Raw genomic sequence first — 20038 nt, 5'->3', positions numbered from 1 at the left:
CGATAGAGCGCTTCCTTCGGCTCAGAAAATCTCATAATATGAGCCGATAAACTTATTTCAATGGCTCACGCAATGTATACCTGGGAACTGAAAGACTGGCCGCACTTTCGCTTTGATCATGCAGAAGCGGAATTTTGGACGCAGAAAGCGCTGGCGGCCTCCCAGAGAATTCTGGGGGCGATGTCGGTTGTTCCGGAGGATCTCGGAAGCGAGGCAAGGCTGGATCTTCTTGTGAGTGCTGCCATTGAGACCAGTGCCATTGAGGGTGAGGCGCTCAATCGCGAAGATGTGCGCAGTTCCATCAAGAATCATTTCTTGAAACCGGATGAGAAGGTTGCGGTGCATGACCCGGTCGCAGCGGGTATCTCGGCTGTCATTCTCGAGGTGATGGACCTTTATGGTGAAGCTCTAACGGAGCAGCGATTGCACCATTGGAACAAGTTGGTTCTCCCTGAGGCCGGTTCAAGCCCGTTTTCGGGGGTGCGAACAGCACCTGGGCAGTGGCGCATGCACTCTGATGCTATGCAGATAGTCTCGGGTGCTATTCACAATCCCACAGTGCATTTCGAGGCGCCGCCGTCGTCGAGGGTGCCGACGGAAATGAAGGTGTTTCTGGATTGGTTCAATAACGATTCGCTGGAGTTGCCTGGTGTGGCCCGTGCTGCGATTGCTCATCTCTGGTTTGAAACTATCCATCCTTATGAAGACGGTAATGGCAGGGTAGGCCGGGCGGTTGCCGATGTGGCAGTTTCACAGATGTTAGAGCAGCCGTTGATGATGAGCCTGGCGACGGTGCTAAGTAAACATCGGAAAGCCTATTACCAGCAATTGAATGCAGCCTCAAAAGAGACTCTGGATGTAACGCCGTGGGTGAACTGGTTTGGTGAGCGGGTTGTTGAGGCTTTGGACGGCAGCATCCAGGTTATCCAGTATGTGGTTAAAAAGGCACGCTTCTGGGATTCGCTGAACAACCGTAATCTGAGCGACAGACAGTTGAAGCTGATTCGTAAAATGCACGGGCACGATGCTCCCGGTTTTGAGGGTGGAATCAACGCAAAGAAATACCAGAACCTGACACGCTGCTCCAAAGCCACCGCTACCCGCGACCTTCAGAACCTGGTCGCCCAGGATGTACTAGCTCCCATCCAAAGCAAAGGGCGCTACGCCCGCTATCAACTGACTCTATAATTTGGGGTCAGACCCCAAGACATTTGACCGCCTCAAATGTCCGGGGGTCTGACCCCAAAAATCACTCCCCAACCACCACCTTATTTCGCCCACTCTCCTTGGCCGCATACAGCGCCTCATCCGCCTTCTGCATCCACTGCATATAGTTCTCCGGCTCGTCGGTGAGTTGGGCGATGCCCATGCTGATGGTGTAGGTGATGTTGCCGGCGCTGGTTTCCACGGTGCTTTTTTCGATGCTTTCGCGAATGCGTTCGCAGATGATGCGGGCATTCTCTGCGTCGGTTTCCGGCAGGATGATGCCGAACTCTTCGCCACCGTAGCGGCCGGCGCTGTCGGATTGGCGGATGTTATTGCGGGTGGTCTGGGCGGTGTGGCGGATGACCTCGTCGCCGGCCAGGTGGCCGTAGTTATCGTTGACCGGTTTGAAGTGGTCGATGTCGAACATCACCAGGCTGGTGGCCTGGCCGTAGCGGCGATAGCGTTCGTATTCCGCGTCTACCAGGTTTTCCCAGGTGCCACGGTTGAGCAGGCCGGTCAGGCGGTCTGTCATGCTCAGTTTGGCAAGCTGTTCGTTGGCCCGCTCCAGGGCCCGCTTGCTACTGGCGAATTCGGTCACGTCGTAAATCAGCAGGCAGATCTTGTCGACCTCACCGTTGGTGCCGGTTAGCGGGCTGATGGTGAGGTTCTGGAACATGTACTCTTCGGTGCCGGTGATGGGCCGGGTGTTCCGGAATTTGAACAGGTAGGGGCGCTGCTCCCAGGAGGTGAACGCCCGGGTGTTGAGCATGGCGACGGCATCGACTTTGCGGGTAAGCCATGCTTGCGGGATGTCCGGAAACACGTCGAACAGGACTTTGTTCTGGATCTGGCTGCCGGTAATGCCGCTGTGATGCTCCATAAAGCCATTCCAGGCCTGCACGCGGAAATCGAGGTCCAGCACCACGAGGCCTACCTCGACCGATTCGAGCATGTCTACCAGCCAGTGAAAGGCGCCTGCTTCGGGGTTCTGAAAGGCCATGGTCAATCCACCAGGTATTCGAGGCGTTTTTCGAGGAAGGGCACCGAGTCTTCGGTGAACAGAATCAGCATATCGCAATGGATGTCGCGGTTTTCGATGGCGTAGCTGATTTCAATACAAAGAAGTTGTTCTTCCCGATTGCTGTGGTGTTCCAGCAGTTCGTTGATGGGGCGATGTTGGCCCAGAACGCTGGGATGGCCCAGGCCAAGTTTCAGATCCAGCTGATCGCCAATGCCGTTCAGGAAGGCGCCGAAGAGGATGCTGGACATGTCCATCAACACTTCCACGTTAACGGATTCGCCCTCGACCACATCGTAATGCAGCAGTTCCGCCATTTCCTGAAAGCTGGCGTCTTCGAACAACAGCAGTGCCTCGCCCGCAAGACCGGCGCCGGTAAATCCCTGGCACACGGCGGAGTAAGCTTCGCCTTGCTGGGCAGCGGAGATGGCCATATGCAGTTCGGAATTGGCGATAAACGCCACTTTCGGGATCGGCTGCTTTACGAACACCCTGAGTAGCCGGGCCAGGAGGTCAGACGAGCGGCCCATGGCCACGTTGGCAATCTCCTGCAGGTAGTCGTTCAGGCTGACGGAGATTTCCCGGGCTTTGCTGACGGTGCTGCGCAGTGAGGAATCCTTCAGCGCTGCGGTTTCCAATTTGCCGGGGCGGTAGAAGCCGTACTCTTCGAGCAACCTGGTAACAAGGCCGGTGTCTGTGGGCTTTTTGATGAAGTCGATGACACCCAGTTTACGAACGCGTTCCCGGGCCTCCGGCTGAATGTCGCCGGAGACCACAATGGTGAGGACCGGGAGGTCTTCCTTGCGGATATGCTCAAGTACCTGATAGCCGTCCATCTCTGGCATGTTGAGATCCAGAAACAGAAGCTCGGCTTTGTGGCCGCGAAGAATTTGCAGGGCCTCTTCGCCGTTGGTGGCGAACCGGATGTCATCCGCCAGGCCAGCAGGCAGTGCCCGGGCCATTTGCTTGCGGGCGAGGGCGGAGTCATCGCAAATCAGGATCTGGGTAGACATCGGTGGTTGATCAGTGCCATGGGTAGAGGGATTCAGTATAGCAGTGCCGGATGATGTGTATCTATAGGCTACATCATTGATGTCCGGTGCGCTGGTTATTGTTTCTTCCGTGCTTTGGGCAGGTGAGGATAAGTGTAATCCTGTGATGGCGATCATGCTTAACGAGGAAATGACATCTACGTAATGGGTGAATGTGATTTTGGTCACTCTATGTACGCGCGGGCCTCCGTTATAGTCTGGTGACGGTCAAAAAGACACAAAACGTTACATAGAATAACATGACCGTATGCCAGCACCGAAATAACAAAATAAGCGGGCGGCATGAGTCGGCGTCGGAAACTGACTCACAAAAACAATCAGAGACACTAATATGAAGACGCAAGCGTATGGATACGCTGCCCTTGCCACGTTCTGCCTGGGTATTTCGCCCGTTGCCCAGGCCGATCTTAAGCCCATTTCAGATGATGCAATGGGCGAGGTGACCGGGCAGGCCTTTATGCAAATAGAAAACATTGCCGGCGAAAACCATGACTTCACTCGGATGACCCTGGGTATGGACGTGGAAACGCGAGTCAATGTGGATGATATTCAGGTGGGCCAGATTGATGGCGGCACCGATTTTTCAGCAAGCCACCTGGCGCTAGGGCATATCGCCCGTGCCGACGGCGAAGTATTCAATGGCCGAACCTATAATGAAGGTGAGGTTATTCCCTTTGAGGCCCAGCGGCCTTATATCGAACTGGCTGAAGATGCTCAGGGCCTGGCGGGCTTCCGTTTGGGATTCCAGCAGGCGCGGGGTTCGGTGTCTTCTCATACCACCAGCTTTAGTGGCGCCATGCCCGGCCTGAAGGTACGGGAAGAAGAGTCTGGCACCATTTACGATACTGCATTGTTTGCCGGTGACGGTGAAACAGCCACGAATTACCGCGCATCCCACATTGGTATTGTGCCCAATGGCGATGAGCCCTTGTCTTGTGTTTCTGGCGTGAACTGCGCGCCGCTCACCAACCTGCGTTCCATCATTGTGGGTGACGAAGGTGCGGCAGAGGGCGAGGTAGCCTTCACCGATGGCTTTTTCATCGGGTTCCAGCGTGATGAGAATGTTGACTGGCAAAGCCTGGATGGCGCCAATACCATCAGCGTGGGTAAGGGGGTGTTTATCAACCTGCCGACGAATATGACAGTGGACTTGAGCCAGTTAACGGGTGAGGGTGTAGACCGGTTGCGGACCCATCAGGTGGATATGGGGACGAAGTTGTTTTGAATTTTGGTAGACTCCTGCCATTGATCCGTTTGGCAGGAGTGCTCCCTTGATCCGTTCTTTCTACTGGCACGATTACGAAACCTTCGGTGTGGACCCGGTTCATGACCGCCCCTCTCAGTTCGCCGGCGTTCGCACCGATGCCGATCTGAACGTGATCGAAGATCCGTTGGTGATCTTCTGCAAGCCGACAGACGATTACCTGCCTTCCCCGGAAGCCTGTTTGATTACTGGTATTACTCCGCAGAAAGCGCTGGAAGACGGCTTTCCGGAAGCGGAATTCATCGCCCAGATCAACGAAGCCTTCAGCCAGCCCGGCACCTGCGCCGTGGGCTACAACAGCCTGCGTTTTGATGACGAAGTCACCCGCCACACCCTGTACCGAAACCTGCGTGATCCTTACGCCCGGGAATGGCAGAACGGCAACTCCCGTTGGGACATCATCGACATGGTGCGCCTGACCTACGCCCTGCGCCCGGAAGGCATCAATTGGCCGAAGAAAGAAGACGGCAGCCCCAGCTTCAAGCTGGAAGAATTGACGGTGGCTAACGGCATTGCCCACGAGGCAGCCCACGATGCTATGTCTGACGTGCTGGCCACCATCGCCGTGGCCAAGCTGATCAAAGAGAAGCAGCCCAAGCTGTTTGAGTTTGTGCTGAACAACAAAGACAAGCACTCCGCCCGGCAAATGCTGGACACCGCCGCCATGAAACCGGTGTTCCATATTTCTGCCAAGTACCCGGCCACCCGTGGGTGCTGCGCCCTGGTGGCGCCGGTGGCGGAAAGTCTGAGCAACAAGAACCAGGTGATTGTGTACGACCTGCGGGAAGACCCCACTGAACTGATCAACGCCACCGTGGAGCAGATTCGTGAGCGGGTATTTACGTCACAGGCAGAGCTGGGTGAGGGCGTTAGCCGCTTCCCCTTGAAAGGTGTGCAATTGAACAAGTGCCCGGTGCTGGCCCCGGCCAACATGCTGTCAACCCTGTCGCCGGAACGGCTGGCGGAACTGGAGCTGGATGGCGACGTGCTGCGCGCCAACCTGGCCAAACTGCGGCAAGCGCCAGACCTGCCAGGCCGCATCGCTCAAGCCTTCGAGCAGGATTTCGCCGGCAGCGACCTGACCGACCCGGACGAACAACTCTACGCCGGTGGCTTCATCAGCAAAACCGATCGGGAGAAACTGAACTGGCTGTTAACCCAGCCGGCAGATACCCTGGGCGAGCAAGACGTGAGCTTCGAAGACGCACGCCTGCCAGACATGCTATTCCGCTACCGCGCCCGCAATTACCCGGGCACCCTGAGCGGCGAAGACATGGAACGCTGGGAAGAATTTCGCAGCCAACGCCTGATGCATCCCAAGAAAGGCTGGCGCTCCCTCGAAGAGTACGGCCGCATCCTGCAAAAACTCGCCGCCGACCCGGAACTCACCCCCCAGAAGCAGCAGATCCTGGAAGACCTCCACCTCTACGGCGAATCCCTCATCCCCTACATGTAAAATTGGGGTCAGACCCCAAGACATTTGATGCGGCCAAATGTCCGGGGGTCTGACCCCAAATTCGAGGAATCCGGGATTGTTGCTGAATTGGGTTATAATTGAGCAAACGCCGTCCAATAAGGAGGCTTAAGGTGTTGCATACAGTTGAAGCGGTTATAAATGAGAAGGGCCATATTGAGTGGTTGGAGAAGGTCTCTATCAAGGGTGCCCGCCGGGTTTTGATTACCTTGCTGGATGAGGTGGATCCTCAGGATGAGGTGCTGGCTGCTGCAGAATCAGCGCTGGCGGAGGATTGGCTCAAGGATGATGAAGAAAAAGCGTGGGAGCATTTAAAAAAGGAAGTGTAGTTCTGATTCGGTTTCCCTTCTCGGATCTCAGCAGCCAGAAGTTGCGACCAGCCGTGGTTTTGGCGGGCGCCGGAAAAGGTGATTACATTTTGTGCCAGGTGACAAGCAAGCCTTATGACAATGAGGCCTTCGAAATAGCCGACAGTTCGTTTTCCAGAGGTACCCTCCATCGCCAGAGCTTTGCCCGGCCCGGTAAGTTGTTCACCGCCAACGAATCTATTCTGCTCAAAGAAGTTGCCTGCCTGAGTAATGAGGCTACGGGCCGACTGGTTGATCGAGTGATTGCAATCCTGCAGCGTTGAAATTGGGGTCAGACCCCAAGACATTTGATGCGGCCAAATGTCCGGGGGTCTGACCCCAACGTTTATCTGCGGCGTTGGAAGTAGACGCTGAGGTTCTGGCCCATGAGGCTTTGCACTTCGCTGCCCAGAGCTTCCGCCTGTATTTGGCGTTGTACCGGGGCTGTGGCCAGGCTGTGGCCGTCTTCGTCGCGAGCTTTGACCAGTTTCCATTCCACTTCGTTGCTCACGAGCGCCAGCAGTTCTTTGAGCTGGGCGGCGTTTTGTGGGCGGAACCAGCGGTCGCGGCAGCCGCCGAGGCTGTAGAAGTCGTCGTCTTTCAGCAGGTTGGCCCACACTGCGTCTTGTTTGTTCGCCAGTACCATACGGCGTAGCTGGCGCAGGCTGGTGCGGGTGGGTTGCAGTTGGTGTTCCGCAATGAGTCGGCGGATCTGTTTGTCGCCGGCGGTTTGCTCGGCGATGCTGGTGTGCATGTGCACCACGGCACCGGCAATGGAAGCGCTGTTGATGAGCGCTGCCAGGGAGAGTTCGGTCATGGCCGGTGAAGGCAGGCGGCCTACTTCCACCCAATGGACCTGATGGCCATCTGCCACGAAGCGCTGGGCGATGGACCAGGGCCAGAACACGATGTTGTCCATGTTCAGGCTTTGGGCCATGCGGGTGGCCTTGGCGATGTTGGCCAGGGATTCGTCCACCGCGATCACTTCTACATCGTCCAGGTACTGCGCCAGTTCCATGGCGCGCTGGCCGGACTGGGCGCCGCACACCAGAATGCGCAGGGTAGCGGGCAGGTTATCAGTATTTAGCCCAAGTTCCTGGGCCATCACGGCTTTCAGGCTGGTTTCGGTGCGGTAGGCTAGTTGGCTCCATGCCGGCCAGGCTTGCGGCACGTCGGTTTTGGCCAGGCAGAGTTCTTCCGCCTTCTCGTCAAAATTCTGTTTGATGGCTTCTTCCTCAGCGCGGCTGTAGTAGCTGGCGGCCATCATCGGCTGCATGGCCAGGGGCCAGTCCACCAGGCTCCATTGCCCCAAATGCATGGCAAAGCTTTGATGGAACAGGGCACCATACATAGCGCTGATCATCAGCGAGCCAATCAGGGCCTCTTGCGGTTCGCGCACGGCGAATTGGGCCACAATGCTGTCGTTGATCGTGGCCGCCAGGCGCTCTTCATCGTCTTCGGCGGCCAGGGCGTAACCGGTGCGGTCTGCGTATTCGGCCATGGCCAGGCACAGGGGCTGCAGCTCATCCCGCAGGCTGGCGGTTTGCGCCACTTCCGCCATGATCGCCCGGCGCAGCATCACCACCAGTTCTTCCGCGGCGGCGTTGGGCATCAGGGTTTTCTGAAGGGCCAGAATCAGCAGTTCGTCTTCAGCGGCAGCATCCAGGAAGACTCCGGCATTCGGGTTATCCAGATCGTACTGCTGCTGGATGATGGCGCCGACAAACCGGCCGATTTCCTGGTGCGGCAGCCCGTCTTTGCGGAGCAGGGCGATGGCATCCTGCGCCAGGTCGGTGTCTGCCTTGTGAATCTGCAGGTGCTGTGCGCAGGTAAGCATGCCGGAATACACTGAATCCCACTGGGAGCCGGTTTGCAGCAACTTGCGGTAATGCAGGTAGGCCACATCGAATTGCCCTTGCAAGCGCTTGGCGTGGGCGACACCGCAGAAAGCGGCGGCGGATTGCCGGTCGCATTCCAGTGCCCGCAGGAAGTATTCCTCCGCCAGAGCCGGCCGTTCGCTCTTTAGCGCCCAATAACCCAGGTTGCAGTACTGCTGCGCTTGCCCAGGCTGGCTGTTCAGGCTGGCATTGAACAGCGCATGGGCTTTCTCCAGCTGGCCATCATCCATCTCCACCCGGCCCAGCAGTCCAAGGGCCGCCGCGTTTTCCGGCTCCAGCGCCAGCGCCTGGTCCAGATACTCCCGGCATTCAAACCGCGCCTTCAGCCGCTGCACATAGGAAAGCCCGTTACTGTTGGACTCCCCATACGCCAGGTTCGCCTGCAAAACCAACCGCGCCGCCTGGGCCTGAACCGAGCGGGGAAGATGAGCGTTGTGATGTTGTACGTGCATGGAACACCTCGTTACCAGCCATGATTCGATGCGGCAAAGGTCTGCAGTTTTTTGACGGTTTGCCGTGCTTTGAGGGAGGTGTTGCGAAAGGTGTGCCAGTTTGGTGTTTGAATTTGGGGTCAGACCCCAATACATTTGCAGACTCGAAATGTCTTGGGGTCTGACCCCAAAAATAGGAGCGGTTATGAGTGCGCAGGGTATGGGTGTTTATCAGGTAAGGGTCACGCTTTCTGGCATCAGGCCGCCTATCTGGCGGCGCTTGCTGATTTCGCCGCAGGCGACGTTTCAGGATTTACACCGGATAATTCAGATTGCCATGGGGTGGCGGGCGTCGCATCTGCATTTGTTTCAGGCGGCGGATGGCAGGCTGATTGGCGACCCGGCGGAGGATGAAGATGACATGATGGGGTTTCGGGATGAAACCCGCTTGCGGGTGGGCAGTGTTCTGACGCGGGAAGGCCAGGCCATCAAATATGAGTATGATTTTGGCGACAGTTGGGAACACCAGGTAAAGCTGGAGAAGATTCTGCCTGCAGGCGATGAAGGGCACTTGCCCCGTTGTATAAAAGCCGCACGCCAGTGCCCGCCGGAGGATGTGGGTGGGGTGCATGGCTACTATGAGTTTGTGGATGCGATGCATGACCCCGCGCACCCGGAACACGAGGGTGTGAAGGAGTGGTGGGGCGGGGAGTTTGATCCCGAGTTTGTGAAGCTGGAGGAGATCAATCAGCTGCTTCCAGAGCGGGATGCCCTGTTTGCGGAGAGCGACGTTGATGCGCTGCCGCCTGCTGATTTCCATGGCCTGAGCCCCAGCCAGATGCATGAACTGCTGCTAAGCCCGCTGCATTGCCCGTCTGTGTTCAAGCCGCTGACCAATGCAAAAACGGTTGACCAGGAACTGGATACCGCACCTATCCTGCAAATGGCAAAGGCACTGGTTAACGAGCTGGGCGAGAAGGGCATTCGCCTGACCGGCAAAGGTAACCTGCCGCTCAAGCAGGTGAAGGCCATGATAGAGGCCGCCGGCGAGGAGGTTGTGGTGCCGTTTGCCGGATACGGTTCTGTGCGTTCCGAGGAAGACATTCTTGGCGTGCAGCTCACCCGTGTGCTCCTGGAGTTGGCCGGCTACACCCGAAAGGAAAAGGGCCGGCTGCTGCTGAAGAAGTCTGCCGCCAAACGCATCCACACAAAAGGCTGGTTAACCCTGTACCAGGACATGCTGGCCGCCACGTTCTCCGAATTTAACTGGGCCTGGATGGACCACTACGACGGGCTGGACGATATACAAACCGTCGGTCCTTTCTTCCTGTGGTTACTGGCAGAGAAAGGCGGCGTCTGGTTGCCGGTTGATGGCTGCATAAACGATATGCTGGCAGCCTTCCCGCAATTGCCTCTTTCGGCGCACTCACGGCCGTATGCCAGCGAAGAACAACAAACCCGCTGGGCGCTCGATTCCAGGGTAATCCGCCTGTTCCGGCTGTTGGGGTTGATTGAGCTGAACCCGGAGCGAGTGCTGTTCCGCGAGGAGGCTGGGCAACGGCTTCGGAGAACGGCTTTGTTTGAGGGGGTGTTTGCTAAGGCTGGAGTTGGGGACTGACCCCAAATTGTCATTCAGGATTCTGTGATCCAGGCTGCCAAGCGGCGCTTGAGGTTTTGCAGTCTGGTGTCGGGTAGAGCGCCAAGTTTGCCCAGCAATAGTGATCCATCGAGTACTGCTACTCTTGACAATCGGAAGACACTGGAGGTCTTCAGGCCAGACTCAACGAACTCTGGGTGGGTACTGTCGAGTTTCCAGTCGAGATCTGGATTGAACTGATGTAACTGGGAGGAGATCATGCAAACTAACCAGTCGTCGTGACTGTTATCCAGCTTTCGTAACAGCAGGACAGGCCGTTTTTTGGCGTTGGCCAGGTTAGTGAATGGGAATGGCATCAAAGCGATATCACCAGCCTGCTTCACTGCCAATGCTCCTGAATATCTTTATCTGAATAGAGCTCTGGCTCATCCTCGATGCCTCGCATGGCTTGCTCAGCACTCATGGCCTTGAAGTCTTCCTCAGGCCAGTCGGTTTGTTGCTGATTGTTCTTGGCGGCGTATCGCTGTTCGAGAAAGGCCGCAAAATCGATGACTTCCTGTTGTCTCGCCGGCGGCAAACGTCTGACCATGCTGATAAGCTCGTCAAGATGCATAGCGATTACCTCATGCGTTTTCAGGAAGGTGGAAGGTTAAAGTTATCATAACTTGGTTGGGGTGATTAGGTAAGGCGTGGAGATTGGGGTCAGCCCTCCGGACATTTGACGGGGTGAAATGTCTTGGGGTCTGACCCCAAATTAGACCTGGCGGACAGGGCCAGGATAGCGTGCGACCAGATTATCGGCCGTCAGCAACAGGAAGCCCTCTGTCTCGGCCTGGGCAACGAGAATTCTGTCGAATGGGTCTTTGTGGATTTCCGGCAGGTGGCTAATGGCCAAGGTGTGCAGTGACGAAATTGCCAATTCGGTATAGCCATTATCAACCAGGCCGCGCCGGAGCAGATGTGGGTCAACATGAAAGTCTGGCCGCCCCAGGCCGTTTTTGATGACCACTTCCCAGATACTGGCGGCGCTGAAGTACAGCCTGTTATTTTCGTTACTGATCATGGCTGCCGCTTCGGGGGATAACTTATCTGGCTCCGCTGCGGCCCAGAGCAGTAGGTGAGTATCCAGAAGAAGGTTCATGTCACCCTCCGAACAACTCGGTTATCTCGTCTTGCCCCATCTGATCAAAATCGTCCGGCACTTTGAATTCGCCCGCCAAGAAACCCAATCGTCTCTGTTGGCTCTCTTCAGGAGAATCGTAGGCGGTTACCCTGGCAACAGGCTTGCCCGCCTTTGCGATGATGAAAGCTTCGCCTTTGGCTGCGCGGGCGACGAGTTGAGACAGGCGGGTTTTTGCCTCGTGCATGTTGACGGATTCCATCTAGACCACCTTCGGTGCTGCTTAGTTCAATTGACTTAGTTTAGCGTGTGGGGGCGTTATTGGCTAATGGTAGCTAGGATGAGGCAAGCGAAATTTGGGGTCAGACTTCATAGGAAAGCCCGTTACTGTTGGACTCCCCATACGCCAGGTTCGCCTGCAAAACCAACCGCGCCGCCTGGGCCTGAACCGAGCGGGGAAGATGAGCGTTGTGATGTTGTACGTGCATGGAACACCTCGTTACCAGCCATGATTCGATGCGGCAAAGGGTAAGCGCCAATAAACCGACCCACTTGCCCTAATCGTACTGAGCCACTTTTTTTGAAGCTGGCAACTCAGCATTCCAGGGCAACAATGTTTCCAGTTTTTCGAGGGTATCCGCTTCGGCAATGTGCTTCAGCACATGGTGGATGTAAGCGGAGGGCTCCAGGTTGTTCGCCTTGGCCGTTTCGATCAGCGAGTAACAGGTGGCACTGGCATTCGCGCCTTGGGTGGTATCGGCGAACAGCCAGGCCTTACGACCGACGGCGAAGGGCCGGATGGCGTTTTCGGCCAGCACGTTGCTGATCTGTAAATCGCCGCGTTCACAATACCCCGTCAGGGTACCCCACTGACTCAGGGTATAGTCCATCGCCTTGCGGGTGAGCGAGCCTTTCAGCACCTTGCTGGCGTTTTTCTCCAGCCAAGCCTTGAAGGTGTTCAGCAGCGGCAGGCTTTTTTCCTGACGCACCCGATAGCGCTCGGCGTCACTCAGTTCGTTCGCGGCTTTCTCGACGGCGTACAGTTTCCGGATGTGGCTCAGGGCCACGTCGGCTTTTGAGGGCGGGCCTTTTTTGCCCATGGCTGGCGCTGCCCGGGACGCGTCCACGAACTTGCGCCGGGCATGATCCCAACAACCGATGCGGGTCAGCTTGTTCTCGCGGCATACCTGTCCATAGCCGGAGTAGCCATCGGCTTGCAGGATGCCCTGGAAGTCATCCAGCAGGCGCACCGGTACCTGGCCACCGCGAGAGGGATCGTACTCGAACAGAACCGAGGGCTTTCCGGGCGGGCCGCCCCGGGTCACCCACATCCATTTATCCGATTGGGCTTTCTTGCCGTCTTCTTTGAGCACCTGAATCCGGGTTTCATCAGCTTGCAGGTAATCACTGCCATTCTGGGTTTCCCGCATCAGGGTCATCAGCGGTTTGAACACGTCGTTCAGGCGGATGATCCAGTGCGCCATGCTGGTTCGGCTGACTTCGTGTCCCAGGCGCTTGAGCATTTGCTCCTGGCGGTACAAGGGCAGGCCGTCGGCGTATTTGGAGGTAATCAGGTAAGCCAGCAGTGACGGGGTCGCAATGCATTTGCCCAGTGGGTGGGCTGAGCGCGGTGCAGCCACAATATGCTCCTGGCCACCCTGCTCGAAGACGGCTTTTTCCTGCCAGTATTCCAGCACCTTCAACTGTGCGGGAATGTACTCCAGCTCTTCTTTCACCTTGGTGAAGAAGGTCTTGCTGGCTCCGGCTTTCTCTTCGTCACTAAGGGTCAGCTCAATACGCTCACGCAAGAGCGTGTCGGAGAAGCCACGTTGACGGCGTTTGCGGGAACGCGGCGGTGCCTCGGCCTCTTCAACATCCTCAGGCAACTCATCGCGTAGCTCGTCAATCCCGACTTCCAGTTCGGCTTCGTCGAATAGAGTGATCTGGCTGGGCTGCTTTTCGCTGCTGGCTGCGAATTGCTGGATCTTTTTGTAGCGCAGCAACTCTTCGAGAATGGCGATGTAGCTTTCACGTGCTTTGGCCGCTTGGTCGCGCTGCTGAAGCTCGGCTTCTTTTGCGGCCAGTTGTTCTTGCATATCGCTGATAACAGCCAGCATTTCAGCGGTGGAGAGACCGCTGAAATCGGGTGTTTTGGAGGTGTTATCAGGCGTTGTTTTCATGCTGAAATTATAGCAAAAACAACGCCCTGACACACTTAAAAAGTGCTATCCAACACTCTCATAATACAGAGTTTTATGGCCCTTAAGCAGGGTGATGTCGTAGCCGTCCAGCAACCAATTGATCTGCTCGCCGTTCAGCGACATCAGCTCATCCTCTGGGCCCGGCCATTTGAATTTTTCTTCAGCCAAAGACTTGTAGTAGAGCACGAAGCCGTTGTCTTCCCACATCAGGCACTTGATCTTGTTGCGCTGCCGGTTGGTGAAGGCGAAAAGCGCGCCGGAGAACGGATTATGGCCTAACTCCTGCTCGACAATCAGTGCCAATCCGTTGGCCTGCTTGCGGAAATCAATCGGCTGACGATACAAGTAAATCTCTGGCAGATCCCAGGAGGGGCGAAGGTACCGATGGCGCATTACAGTTGCCTCAGCACGGCACCGAGTAACTCCACATTACCGGCGTGCAGCCCGGTGATCGAGACACCACCGGGCAACGACACGGTTAAGCCTTCCGACGATTTCGGGCCAGGCAACGCCGCCACCTTGGCAAAGCCAGAGAGCCCAGCCGGGCGCTCCGCAATCACGGTCTCCGGCTCAGCCAGCTTTTTGCGCCAGTAAACAAAGCGACAATAGGTCAGTGACTGCTGCTGGCAGTAGGCCATGCCGGACAAACCGGACGCCTGCCAGTCTTCGATATGTTGCTGCCAGAGACGCTTGCGTTCGGCGTGTGTCATGCTGATTCCTCCTGATGTTGACGAGGAAATCAGTGTGGGCAATCTTGATAACCGAATGTAGGTGCTAATTTATGGGCGCTTACGTTTTTTGACGGTTTGCCGTGCTTTGAGGGAGGTGTTGCGAAAGGTGTGCCAGTTTTGGGGTAGGGGATCCAGTTATGGAAATCCCCTTGGATTTAGCAACCCTTGGTCGCTATTCTGGGTCGTTAATGGATTGCCGAACCCATGGATCATCATTCAGTGAGTAGCGTTTACTGGTGACAGATTTGAAGTGTTCGGGTAGAGCGGCCATTGAATCTGTAAAGCTCTTCTTCCAGCGATCGAGATAAGCCGCAACATCGCCTTCGTCGTTCATGGCAAGGGCGTGTGCGAACCCAGCATAGAGATGGTGCCTGACGGCGCCTCGTATCATGTAATAGAACCCTGGATCGCTTTGAATTAATTCCCCTTCTAAGTAGCGACTGATTCCAGAGGACAGTCTCGTAATGTCTTTCTTCCCTCTGACGCGTTGGCTCTTTATCATTCCCTCAATTTTTTTTGCGAGTTGACTCAGCTTTTCACAAGTTACGTCGAGGGTGTTTTCTAAGTTCTCGAGTGAGATGGCTTGTGATTCGTTGCAGAACAGTTTTTTCAGAACGCGAGCTCTCTCGTTTTTATCACCCAGATCTAATATCGCATCGTTGAATTGAGCTTCGGTTATCCAGGTTGAGCCTTCAATCGCTGCGCCGTCTGCGCAGTTAAAAAACTTATAGGCCGATGATACTGCTAGCGTTGCCTCAATAAGACCTTCGACGGCTCTTTTCGCGGTGAAATAGATGGGAGTCGTAAAAACTACGCTATCGTTTACGCCTTTTACCTTGAAGGTATTCGTTTGTTGGAAGACTTTGTTCGCTCCCTTTTGAAGCTCTGTACCGATGGTTTCGTCCTCGCTCTCCATGTACACGGATCGCCTGGAGTGGTGCCTTCCATGATCACGAAATCCGAAATCTGTTCCGAAAAGGAAGATGTTGCGAAGCCCAAGCTGGGTACACAATGCAATCGCAGCATTAGTGCAGGTTGGAGCGCCGCCAGCAATACTTGTTTCTGGCGAGCCGAACAGCGTTCCGATAGGGTTTTCTTTCTTGAAGTACAGGCGCTGCTCTCCAAACAGGTCCCAAATTAATGGGCAGATCTGAGATGCGGCAATAATTCGGATGGACTTGAGCTTCTTTTGATCATAAGAACTGATCACGCGGTAGTTCAGATAATCTGACTCCAGCTCAACATGAAAATCAGGATAAATATCGTTCTCGATGAGGGCCCTCAGCCCCGTCCCAGCACTGACAATGATTATGTTTTCGCGATTGGATTTTAATCCATCTATACGGTCATCAAGCGATGGACCGCTCCCAACAATAATTGTTGGTATACTTGACGGAATGGAATTTATTTCGGGTATGACCTTAACGCCCATATGAAAAGCATGAAGTGCATTATTTAATTGGCGCACCTCGTCATCGTAATGGCCCCAGGTTGTGAGAGTTGTGATCGCTTCACGGTTGATGCGTTTTGCAACTGCATCCATTGTTTTGTCCCCGCGCTCGTTAAGGAACAGGTTCATTACCGGGAACATTGGTGTAAAGTGCATCAAATGTTTTACCAGAGCTGGCCAGATCGCATCTTCCGTTTTTTCGACACCAATTAAAAAGCGTATGGATCGGCCCGCGCGCTGGAATGTTGAGCACACTTTTGCCCAGTCCACCGTTAGAAGGCTGGCACCAAAAATTTCTAAATTAGGCTCAATCACTATTGCGTTTTCAACATCCGTTGTTGTGACGAGCTCCTCAATTTGAAGGCCAAGTCCCACGCCTTGGAAAACAACCAATGGGTAGAAGTTTGGGATTGGGTATCCTTTGAAGTCTTCTTTGTTTAATGGTGATTTCCTGATGATCTGGTCGATTGCGCGGTGAGCGAAGCGAGGATGGTGGTAATCACCGGGCCAAGGCGGGGGAAGCGATGGGAGTAATTTATTGTGCGCGAATGTTGACTTGAAGAGCTCGACACCTTGGTGCGCTCGTTGTTTGCCTTGTCCTTGATATAGAGATACTTCTCCCAGATTAAGGTCGAGTTCGTCTTCTACGTTGCTAATAACGACTTCAGCTTCGGTCAGCGTATAGTTTGCGTAGTAACGGTAGATGTCAGGGTAAAATTTCTTGAAGAAAAGGAGGTTGTTTTCGCGACGACGAACAAATTCCAGGGCTTTGTTTTTAATCACTGCGAACTCCGGGATGCTGCTGAGTTTTGAGTCATCTTAGCATATGGTTATAAGTCAGGCGTAAGGAATAGCTCCGTACCGAAGGGCTCGTTACGGAGCTATGCTTTGTCTGAAACTTATCCTTGGAGGAGCTGGAGTACCTGCTGAGGTCTCGCGTTTGCTTGCGCTAGAACCGACAAGCCTGCCTGCTGAAGGACCTGAGTTCGAGCAAGCTCGGCAGTCTCTGCAGCGAAGTCTGCGTCACGAATTCGACTGTTTGCTGCGCTCAGATTTTCTGATGTGGTGCTTAGATTCGCGATCGTGGACTCGAAGCGGTTTTGGACGGCGCCTAGCTCACTTCGGATAGCATTGATTGTGGTAAGCGCTGAATCAACGCGTTTTATTGCATCGTTGGCGCCGGCCATGGTTCGAATATCAACACCTTCAAGGTTCCCCGAGGCAGTAATGGTTTCGCCACCCGCGAGAAAACCGGCATTCTCTGGCGCATTACCGCCGATGGTAATATCTTCAAGCGCCTCAATTGTCACTTGTCCGCGGAGCACAGCGCCTGCGGCAGTACCGATTGTCAATGCGAGCCCGGACGTGCTTCCAGTCGCCGTAGCCGCAGCGGTTCCGACAGCCGTTGTCTCAGCAGTGATGGTAATGTTTTTGCCGTCCGCATTAGTCAGGATAACACCAGTAGAGTTGCTACTCGCAGTCAACCCCTCAATACCCTGCGCATTGATCGCGGCAGCGAGGCCTGCACTATCTAGCGAATTGGTGGAGCCGGCCGCAATGGTCTCAGTCACGGTGACAGCAGAGGCTGTGCCCACGCTGATCGACAATGAGTATACAGTGTCGTTACCAGAAGTGGCCGCAGCTCCATCAATCGCGGCAAACGTCACATCCTGTACGTTGGTTGCCGAAACAGTAGGTAATCCTGGTATGTTCGCCTGTTCAATGGCATTTACTGTGGCTTCGGCAGAAGCGTCTGTTCCGGTTCCAGGTATCGGATAGGCTTCGCTTTGTCCTACAGAAATCGTTAAATCACCATCAGCTAACGGAACATCTGATATCTGGCGCGGGCCCGAAGATGCGAGTGAGCCAATTTGATCGGCTCTAGACCCACGGGACAAATCGACGCTGATGGTATCACCCGAATTCGCGCCGACCTGGAATGTTTTCTCCCCGAAGGACCCATCCAGAACCTTCAGGCCGTTAAAGTTTGTTTGTTCAGCTATTCGCTGTATTTCTTCGATTCGCTGCTGAACCTCTTGATCAAGCGCGATTCTGTCGGACGCACTGTTGGTCGCGTTGGCAGATTGAACTGCCAGATCTCTAACGCGCTGCAGGTTGTTAATGACTTCGTTTAATGCTCCTTCGGTAGTTTGTGCAAGGGATATACCGTCACTAGCATTTCTTTGGGCGACATTTAGACCGGAAATTTGGGACTGAAACCGTGTGGATATGGCGAGGCCGGCCGCATCGTCTTTGGCCGAATTTATTCGGAGGCCGGAGGATAGTCGCTGCAGTGCCACGTTTGCATCGCCTTGTGAGGCATTCAGGTTTCTTTGGGCGTTCAATGAAGCAATGTTGGTATTAATCACCTGAGGCATATCAATTCTCCTTGCTCAGAGTTGCCGGTAGCTAGGACTCTATTTTGGATCGTGCGCTTCGGCAGAAATTCGTTGAGTTACCGTCTTGGTTGTCACTAAGCGAAGGGTGTGCCAGTTTTTTTAAAATAGATTTATCGTTTTGTTTTTAAATACTTTATCTGGTGCTATGAGTCTGAAACCTGATGGGTGTTGTGGGAGGCGAAGGGAAAGAGATTGCCGGTTTTACATTCCTTTACAAAATCTTCAGTTTTTTTCTAAAGCAATTTGGCTCAGTGCCGTTAATCAGGATAACAGGGTGGCGCTCTTAACATGTAAGTCGAGCGCTAGGCCTCATCCATGAAATGACGACATCAGTCGAAGGAGAAGCATTATGGCTCTCGGTATCAACACCAACGTAGCGTCACTAAACGCACAGAACCAACTCAGTAAGTCTCAGGGGATGAACGACCAAGCATTGCAGCGTCTGTCCTCAGGTCTTCGTATTAACTCCGCGAAGGATGACGCTGCGGGTCTGGCGATTTCGACGCGGTTTCAGTCCCAGATTTCTGGCTTGAACGTTGCCACCCGCAATGCCAATGACGGCATCTCTTTGGCGCAGACTGCTGAAGGTGCTCTTAATGAGATCACTAACAACCTCCAGCGGATTCGCGAGCTCGCAGTTCAGTCGGCTAACGCTACCAACAGCTCTTCTGATCGAGCTGCACTTAACGACGAGGTGCAGCAGCGACTGGCTGAAGTCGAGCGTATTTCAACGCAGACCGCGTTCAATGGTTTGAAGGTGCTTGACGGTTCCTTTGGTCAGCAGGACTTCCAAGTCGGCGCTAACGCCGGAGAAGTGATTGGTGTTGACTTTACTCAGGGCACTCGTCTCCAGCAGATTGGGTCTCTCGCCACGATGACTGGTACTGCTGACGTGAGTGATGCTGCGCTCGCCGCTGGGGATTTGCAGATTAAGGTGGGGGATGGAGACTTTGTTACAATTGGTGCCTCATCATCGGACTCGGCGGAAGATAAGGCTCAGGCAATAAAAGATGCCAATGTTCAGGGCCTGACCTCTGTTTCGGCAACCAACGTACAGGATGTGACGTTTGCCGCGATTGATGGAGCTGCGGCCACTTCTGGTAACGACACTGTATACTCATTGTCGATCAGCGTGGGCACAGCCTCTGCTGTCACCGTGACTGAGACCATTGCGGCCGGCTCCACCAATTCGCTAGATAGTGCAGGCCTCGCTGCCGCGATCAATGCGCAGGGTATTGAGGGGTTGACTGCGAGTAGCAACTCTACTGGTGTTATCCTGACTAATGCGGACGGCAAAAACATTACCATCACTGCTGAGACAACGGCTGTCGGAACCGCTGCGGCTACGGCGACTGGAAGCACGTCCGGGCTCGCATTGACAATCGGTACTGCCGCAGGCGCTGTGCTCCGCGGACAAGTGACAATTGAGGCGCTTGAAGATATCACGATCGGCGGTGACGATCCGACGGTTGCAGGTTTCGATGATGGCCAGCTTGCAGCGGCCACTGGTAACCTCTCCAGCTTGAGTGTTACCGACGTTGCTAATGCCAACGATGCTATTAAAAGGATCGACTCAGCGTTACAGACAGTGAACAGTTTCCGAAGTGAGCTCGGTGCAGTCCAAAACCGCTTCGAATCCACCATCGCAAACCTGAGCACCTCGGTCGAGAACCTCAGCGCCTCCAACAGCCGTATCCTGGACGCTGACTTCGCGGCAGAAACCGCCAACCTGGCTAAATCCCAGGTACTGCAGCAGGCCGGTATCTCCGTGCTGGCTCAGGCGAACGCCCGTCCTCAGCAGGTTCTGTCCCTCCTGCAGTAAGGGGCATAGCGGTTGCAGCCGGAACCTT

At 54.9% G+C, this 20038-nt stretch carries 20 protein-coding genes; 7 read left to right on the top strand and 13 right to left on the bottom strand.

Annotated features, from left to right (window positions below):
- The first annotated feature begins 72 nt into the window (after nucleotides 1–72).
- Nucleotides 73–1188 (top strand): Fic family protein, encoded by a 1116-nt coding sequence (locus ASQ50_RS04265; RefSeq protein WP_058089978.1) that lies wholly within the window; start codon nucleotides 73–75, stop codon nucleotides 1186–1188.
- Between the two features lie 61 nt (nucleotides 1189–1249).
- On the opposite strand, the gene ASQ50_RS04260 is transcribed toward ASQ50_RS04265, so the two are convergent.
- Together ASQ50_RS04260 and ASQ50_RS04255 are read right to left on the bottom strand one after the other, a co-directional pair.
- The gene (locus tag ASQ50_RS04260; protein WP_058089979.1) at nucleotides 1250–2206 is read right to left on the bottom strand and encodes a GGDEF domain-containing protein; all 957 of its coding nucleotides are present in this window, start codon (nucleotides 2204–2206) and stop codon (nucleotides 1250–1252) included.
- A gap of 2 nt (nucleotides 2207–2208) precedes the next feature.
- Nucleotides 2209–3237, bottom strand: a complete 1029-nt coding sequence (locus ASQ50_RS04255) for a response regulator (protein WP_058089980.1) — start codon at nucleotides 3235–3237, stop codon at nucleotides 2209–2211.
- Between the two features lie 370 nt (nucleotides 3238–3607).
- On the opposite strand from ASQ50_RS04255, the gene ASQ50_RS04250 reads away from it, so the two are divergent.
- From ASQ50_RS04250 to ASQ50_RS04235, 4 genes are all read left to right on the top strand, one after another.
- Nucleotides 3608–4501, top strand: a complete 894-nt coding sequence (locus tag ASQ50_RS04250; protein ID WP_058089981.1) for a DUF6160 family protein — start codon at nucleotides 3608–3610, stop codon at nucleotides 4499–4501.
- A 46-nt stretch (nucleotides 4502–4547) separates the two neighbouring features.
- Nucleotides 4548–5996 (top strand): exodeoxyribonuclease I, encoded by a 1449-nt coding sequence (gene sbcB, locus ASQ50_RS04245; protein ID WP_058089982.1) that lies wholly within the window; start codon nucleotides 4548–4550, stop codon nucleotides 5994–5996.
- Between the two features lie 131 nt (nucleotides 5997–6127).
- Nucleotides 6128–6343, top strand: a complete 216-nt coding sequence (locus ASQ50_RS04240) for a hypothetical protein (protein WP_058089983.1) — start codon at nucleotides 6128–6130, stop codon at nucleotides 6341–6343.
- Nucleotides 6316–6645 carry a type II toxin-antitoxin system PemK/MazF family toxin gene (locus tag ASQ50_RS04235; RefSeq protein ID WP_058089993.1) on the top strand — a complete coding sequence of 110 codons (330 nt, stop codon included), beginning with the start codon at nucleotides 6316–6318 and terminating at the stop codon, nucleotides 6643–6645. The genes ASQ50_RS04240 and ASQ50_RS04235 overlap by 28 nt, the downstream gene beginning before the upstream one ends.
- A 62-nt stretch (nucleotides 6646–6707) precedes the next feature.
- Here ASQ50_RS04235 and ASQ50_RS04230 read toward each other — a convergent pair whose 3' ends face one another.
- Complete coding sequence (locus tag ASQ50_RS04230; protein ID WP_068351371.1) at nucleotides 6708–8711, bottom strand: tetratricopeptide repeat protein; 2004 nt, start codon at nucleotides 8709–8711, stop codon at nucleotides 6708–6710.
- Between the two features lie 184 nt (nucleotides 8712–8895).
- On the opposite strand from ASQ50_RS04230, the gene ASQ50_RS04225 reads away from it, so the two are divergent.
- Nucleotides 8896–10308 (top strand): plasmid pRiA4b ORF-3 family protein, encoded by a 1413-nt coding sequence (locus ASQ50_RS04225; RefSeq protein WP_058092788.1) that lies wholly within the window; start codon nucleotides 8896–8898, stop codon nucleotides 10306–10308.
- 14 nt (nucleotides 10309–10322) lie between these two features.
- Here ASQ50_RS04225 and ASQ50_RS04220 read toward each other — a convergent pair whose 3' ends face one another.
- The 10 genes from ASQ50_RS04220 to ASQ50_RS21720 all read right to left on the bottom strand — a co-directional run bounded on the left by ASQ50_RS04220 (nucleotide 10323) and on the right by ASQ50_RS21720 (nucleotide 18167).
- Nucleotides 10323–10670 (bottom strand): type II toxin-antitoxin system PemK/MazF family toxin, encoded by a 348-nt coding sequence (locus ASQ50_RS04220; RefSeq protein WP_058092787.1) that lies wholly within the window; start codon nucleotides 10668–10670, stop codon nucleotides 10323–10325.
- Nucleotides 10667–10900 carry a DUF2281 domain-containing protein gene (locus tag ASQ50_RS04215; protein WP_058092786.1) on the bottom strand — a complete coding sequence of 78 codons (234 nt, stop codon included), beginning with the start codon at nucleotides 10898–10900 and terminating at the stop codon, nucleotides 10667–10669. Before ASQ50_RS04215 ends, ASQ50_RS04220 begins: the two co-directional genes overlap by 4 nt.
- A gap of 141 nt (nucleotides 10901–11041) precedes the next feature.
- Nucleotides 11042–11428, bottom strand: a complete 387-nt coding sequence (locus tag ASQ50_RS04210; protein ID WP_058092785.1) for a type II toxin-antitoxin system VapC family toxin — start codon at nucleotides 11426–11428, stop codon at nucleotides 11042–11044.
- A gap of 1 nt (nucleotide 11429) precedes the next feature.
- On the bottom strand, nucleotides 11430–11669 hold the full coding sequence (locus tag ASQ50_RS04205) for a type II toxin-antitoxin system Phd/YefM family antitoxin (RefSeq protein ID WP_058092784.1): 240 nt from the start codon (nucleotides 11667–11669) through the stop codon (nucleotides 11430–11432).
- 100 nt (nucleotides 11670–11769) lie between these two features.
- A complete protein-coding gene (locus ASQ50_RS21615; protein ID WP_264753587.1) occupies nucleotides 11770–11895 on the bottom strand; it encodes a hypothetical protein in 126 nt (41 codons plus the stop codon).
- A gap of 69 nt (nucleotides 11896–11964) precedes the next feature.
- The gene (gene tnpC, locus ASQ50_RS04200; RefSeq protein WP_058092798.1) at nucleotides 11965–13587 is read right to left on the bottom strand and encodes an IS66 family transposase; all 1623 of its coding nucleotides are present in this window, start codon (nucleotides 13585–13587) and stop codon (nucleotides 11965–11967) included.
- Nucleotides 13588–13632: 45 nt separating this feature from the next.
- On the bottom strand, nucleotides 13633–14001 hold the full coding sequence (gene tnpB / locus ASQ50_RS04195) for an IS66 family insertion sequence element accessory protein TnpB (RefSeq protein ID WP_058092799.1): 369 nt from the start codon (nucleotides 13999–14001) through the stop codon (nucleotides 13633–13635).
- Nucleotides 14001–14318, bottom strand: a complete 318-nt coding sequence (gene tnpA / locus ASQ50_RS04190) for an IS66 family insertion sequence element accessory protein TnpA (RefSeq protein WP_058092800.1) — start codon at nucleotides 14316–14318, stop codon at nucleotides 14001–14003. The genes tnpB and tnpA overlap by 1 nt, the downstream gene beginning before the upstream one ends.
- Nucleotides 14319–14511: 193 nt before the next feature.
- Nucleotides 14512–16572, bottom strand: a complete 2061-nt coding sequence (locus tag ASQ50_RS04185) for a 6-hydroxymethylpterin diphosphokinase MptE-like protein (protein ID WP_058092792.1) — start codon at nucleotides 16570–16572, stop codon at nucleotides 14512–14514.
- A 116-nt stretch (nucleotides 16573–16688) separates the two neighbouring features.
- A complete protein-coding gene (locus ASQ50_RS21720) occupies nucleotides 16689–18167 on the bottom strand; it encodes a flagellin (RefSeq protein WP_068351367.1) in 1479 nt (492 codons plus the stop codon).
- 370 nt (nucleotides 18168–18537) lie between these two features.
- Here ASQ50_RS21720 and ASQ50_RS04175 point away from each other — a divergent pair, with 370 nt between their 5' ends.
- On the top strand, nucleotides 18538–20010 hold the full coding sequence (locus tag ASQ50_RS04175) for a flagellin (protein WP_068351365.1): 1473 nt from the start codon (nucleotides 18538–18540) through the stop codon (nucleotides 20008–20010).
- Nucleotides 20011–20038: the final 28 nt, after the last annotated feature.

The organism is Marinobacter sp. LQ44 (assembly GCF_001447155.2).
Classification (GTDB): domain Bacteria; phylum Pseudomonadota; class Gammaproteobacteria; order Pseudomonadales; family Oleiphilaceae; genus Marinobacter.
The sequence above is the reverse complement of the archived record's forward strand: the minus strand, read 5'-3'. Positions and strand labels throughout refer to the sequence as shown.

Bases quoted from the DNA above. Each gene is read 5' to 3' on its own strand.
- ASQ50_RS21720 (WP_068351367.1), bottom strand. From the start codon at position 18,167: ATGCCTCAGGTGATTAATACCAACATTGCTTCATTGAACGCCCAAAGA.
- ASQ50_RS04260 (WP_058089979.1), bottom strand. From the start codon at position 2,206: ATGGCCTTTCAGAACCCCGAAGCAGGCGCCTTTCACTGGCTGGTAGAC.
- ASQ50_RS04255 (WP_058089980.1), bottom strand. From the start codon at position 3,237: ATGTCTACCCAGATCCTGATTTGCGATGACTCCGCCCTCGCCCGCAAG.
- ASQ50_RS04210 (WP_058092785.1), bottom strand. From the start codon at position 11,428: ATGAACCTTCTTCTGGATACTCACCTACTGCTCTGGGCCGCAGCGGAG.
- ASQ50_RS21615 (WP_264753587.1), bottom strand. From the start codon at position 11,895: ATGCACGTACAACATCACAACGCTCATCTTCCCCGCTCGGTTCAGGCC.
- ASQ50_RS04205 (WP_058092784.1), bottom strand. From the start codon at position 11,669: ATGGAATCCGTCAACATGCACGAGGCAAAAACCCGCCTGTCTCAACTC.
- ASQ50_RS04175 (WP_068351365.1), top strand. From the start codon at position 18,538: ATGGCTCTCGGTATCAACACCAACGTAGCGTCACTAAACGCACAGAAC.
- ASQ50_RS04265 (WP_058089978.1), top strand. From the start codon at position 73: ATGTATACCTGGGAACTGAAAGACTGGCCGCACTTTCGCTTTGATCAT.
- ASQ50_RS04230 (WP_068351371.1), bottom strand. From the start codon at position 8,711: ATGCACGTACAACATCACAACGCTCATCTTCCCCGCTCGGTTCAGGCC.
- ASQ50_RS04225 (WP_058092788.1), top strand. From the start codon at position 8,896: ATGAGTGCGCAGGGTATGGGTGTTTATCAGGTAAGGGTCACGCTTTCT.
- ASQ50_RS04215 (WP_058092786.1), bottom strand. From the start codon at position 10,900: ATGCATCTTGACGAGCTTATCAGCATGGTCAGACGTTTGCCGCCGGCG.
- tnpA (WP_058092800.1), bottom strand. From the start codon at position 14,318: ATGACACACGCCGAACGCAAGCGTCTCTGGCAGCAACATATCGAAGAC.
- tnpC (WP_058092798.1), bottom strand. From the start codon at position 13,587: ATGAAAACAACGCCTGATAACACCTCCAAAACACCCGATTTCAGCGGT.
- tnpB (WP_058092799.1), bottom strand. From the start codon at position 14,001: ATGCGCCATCGGTACCTTCGCCCCTCCTGGGATCTGCCAGAGATTTAC.
- ASQ50_RS04250 (WP_058089981.1), top strand. From the start codon at position 3,608: ATGAAGACGCAAGCGTATGGATACGCTGCCCTTGCCACGTTCTGCCTG.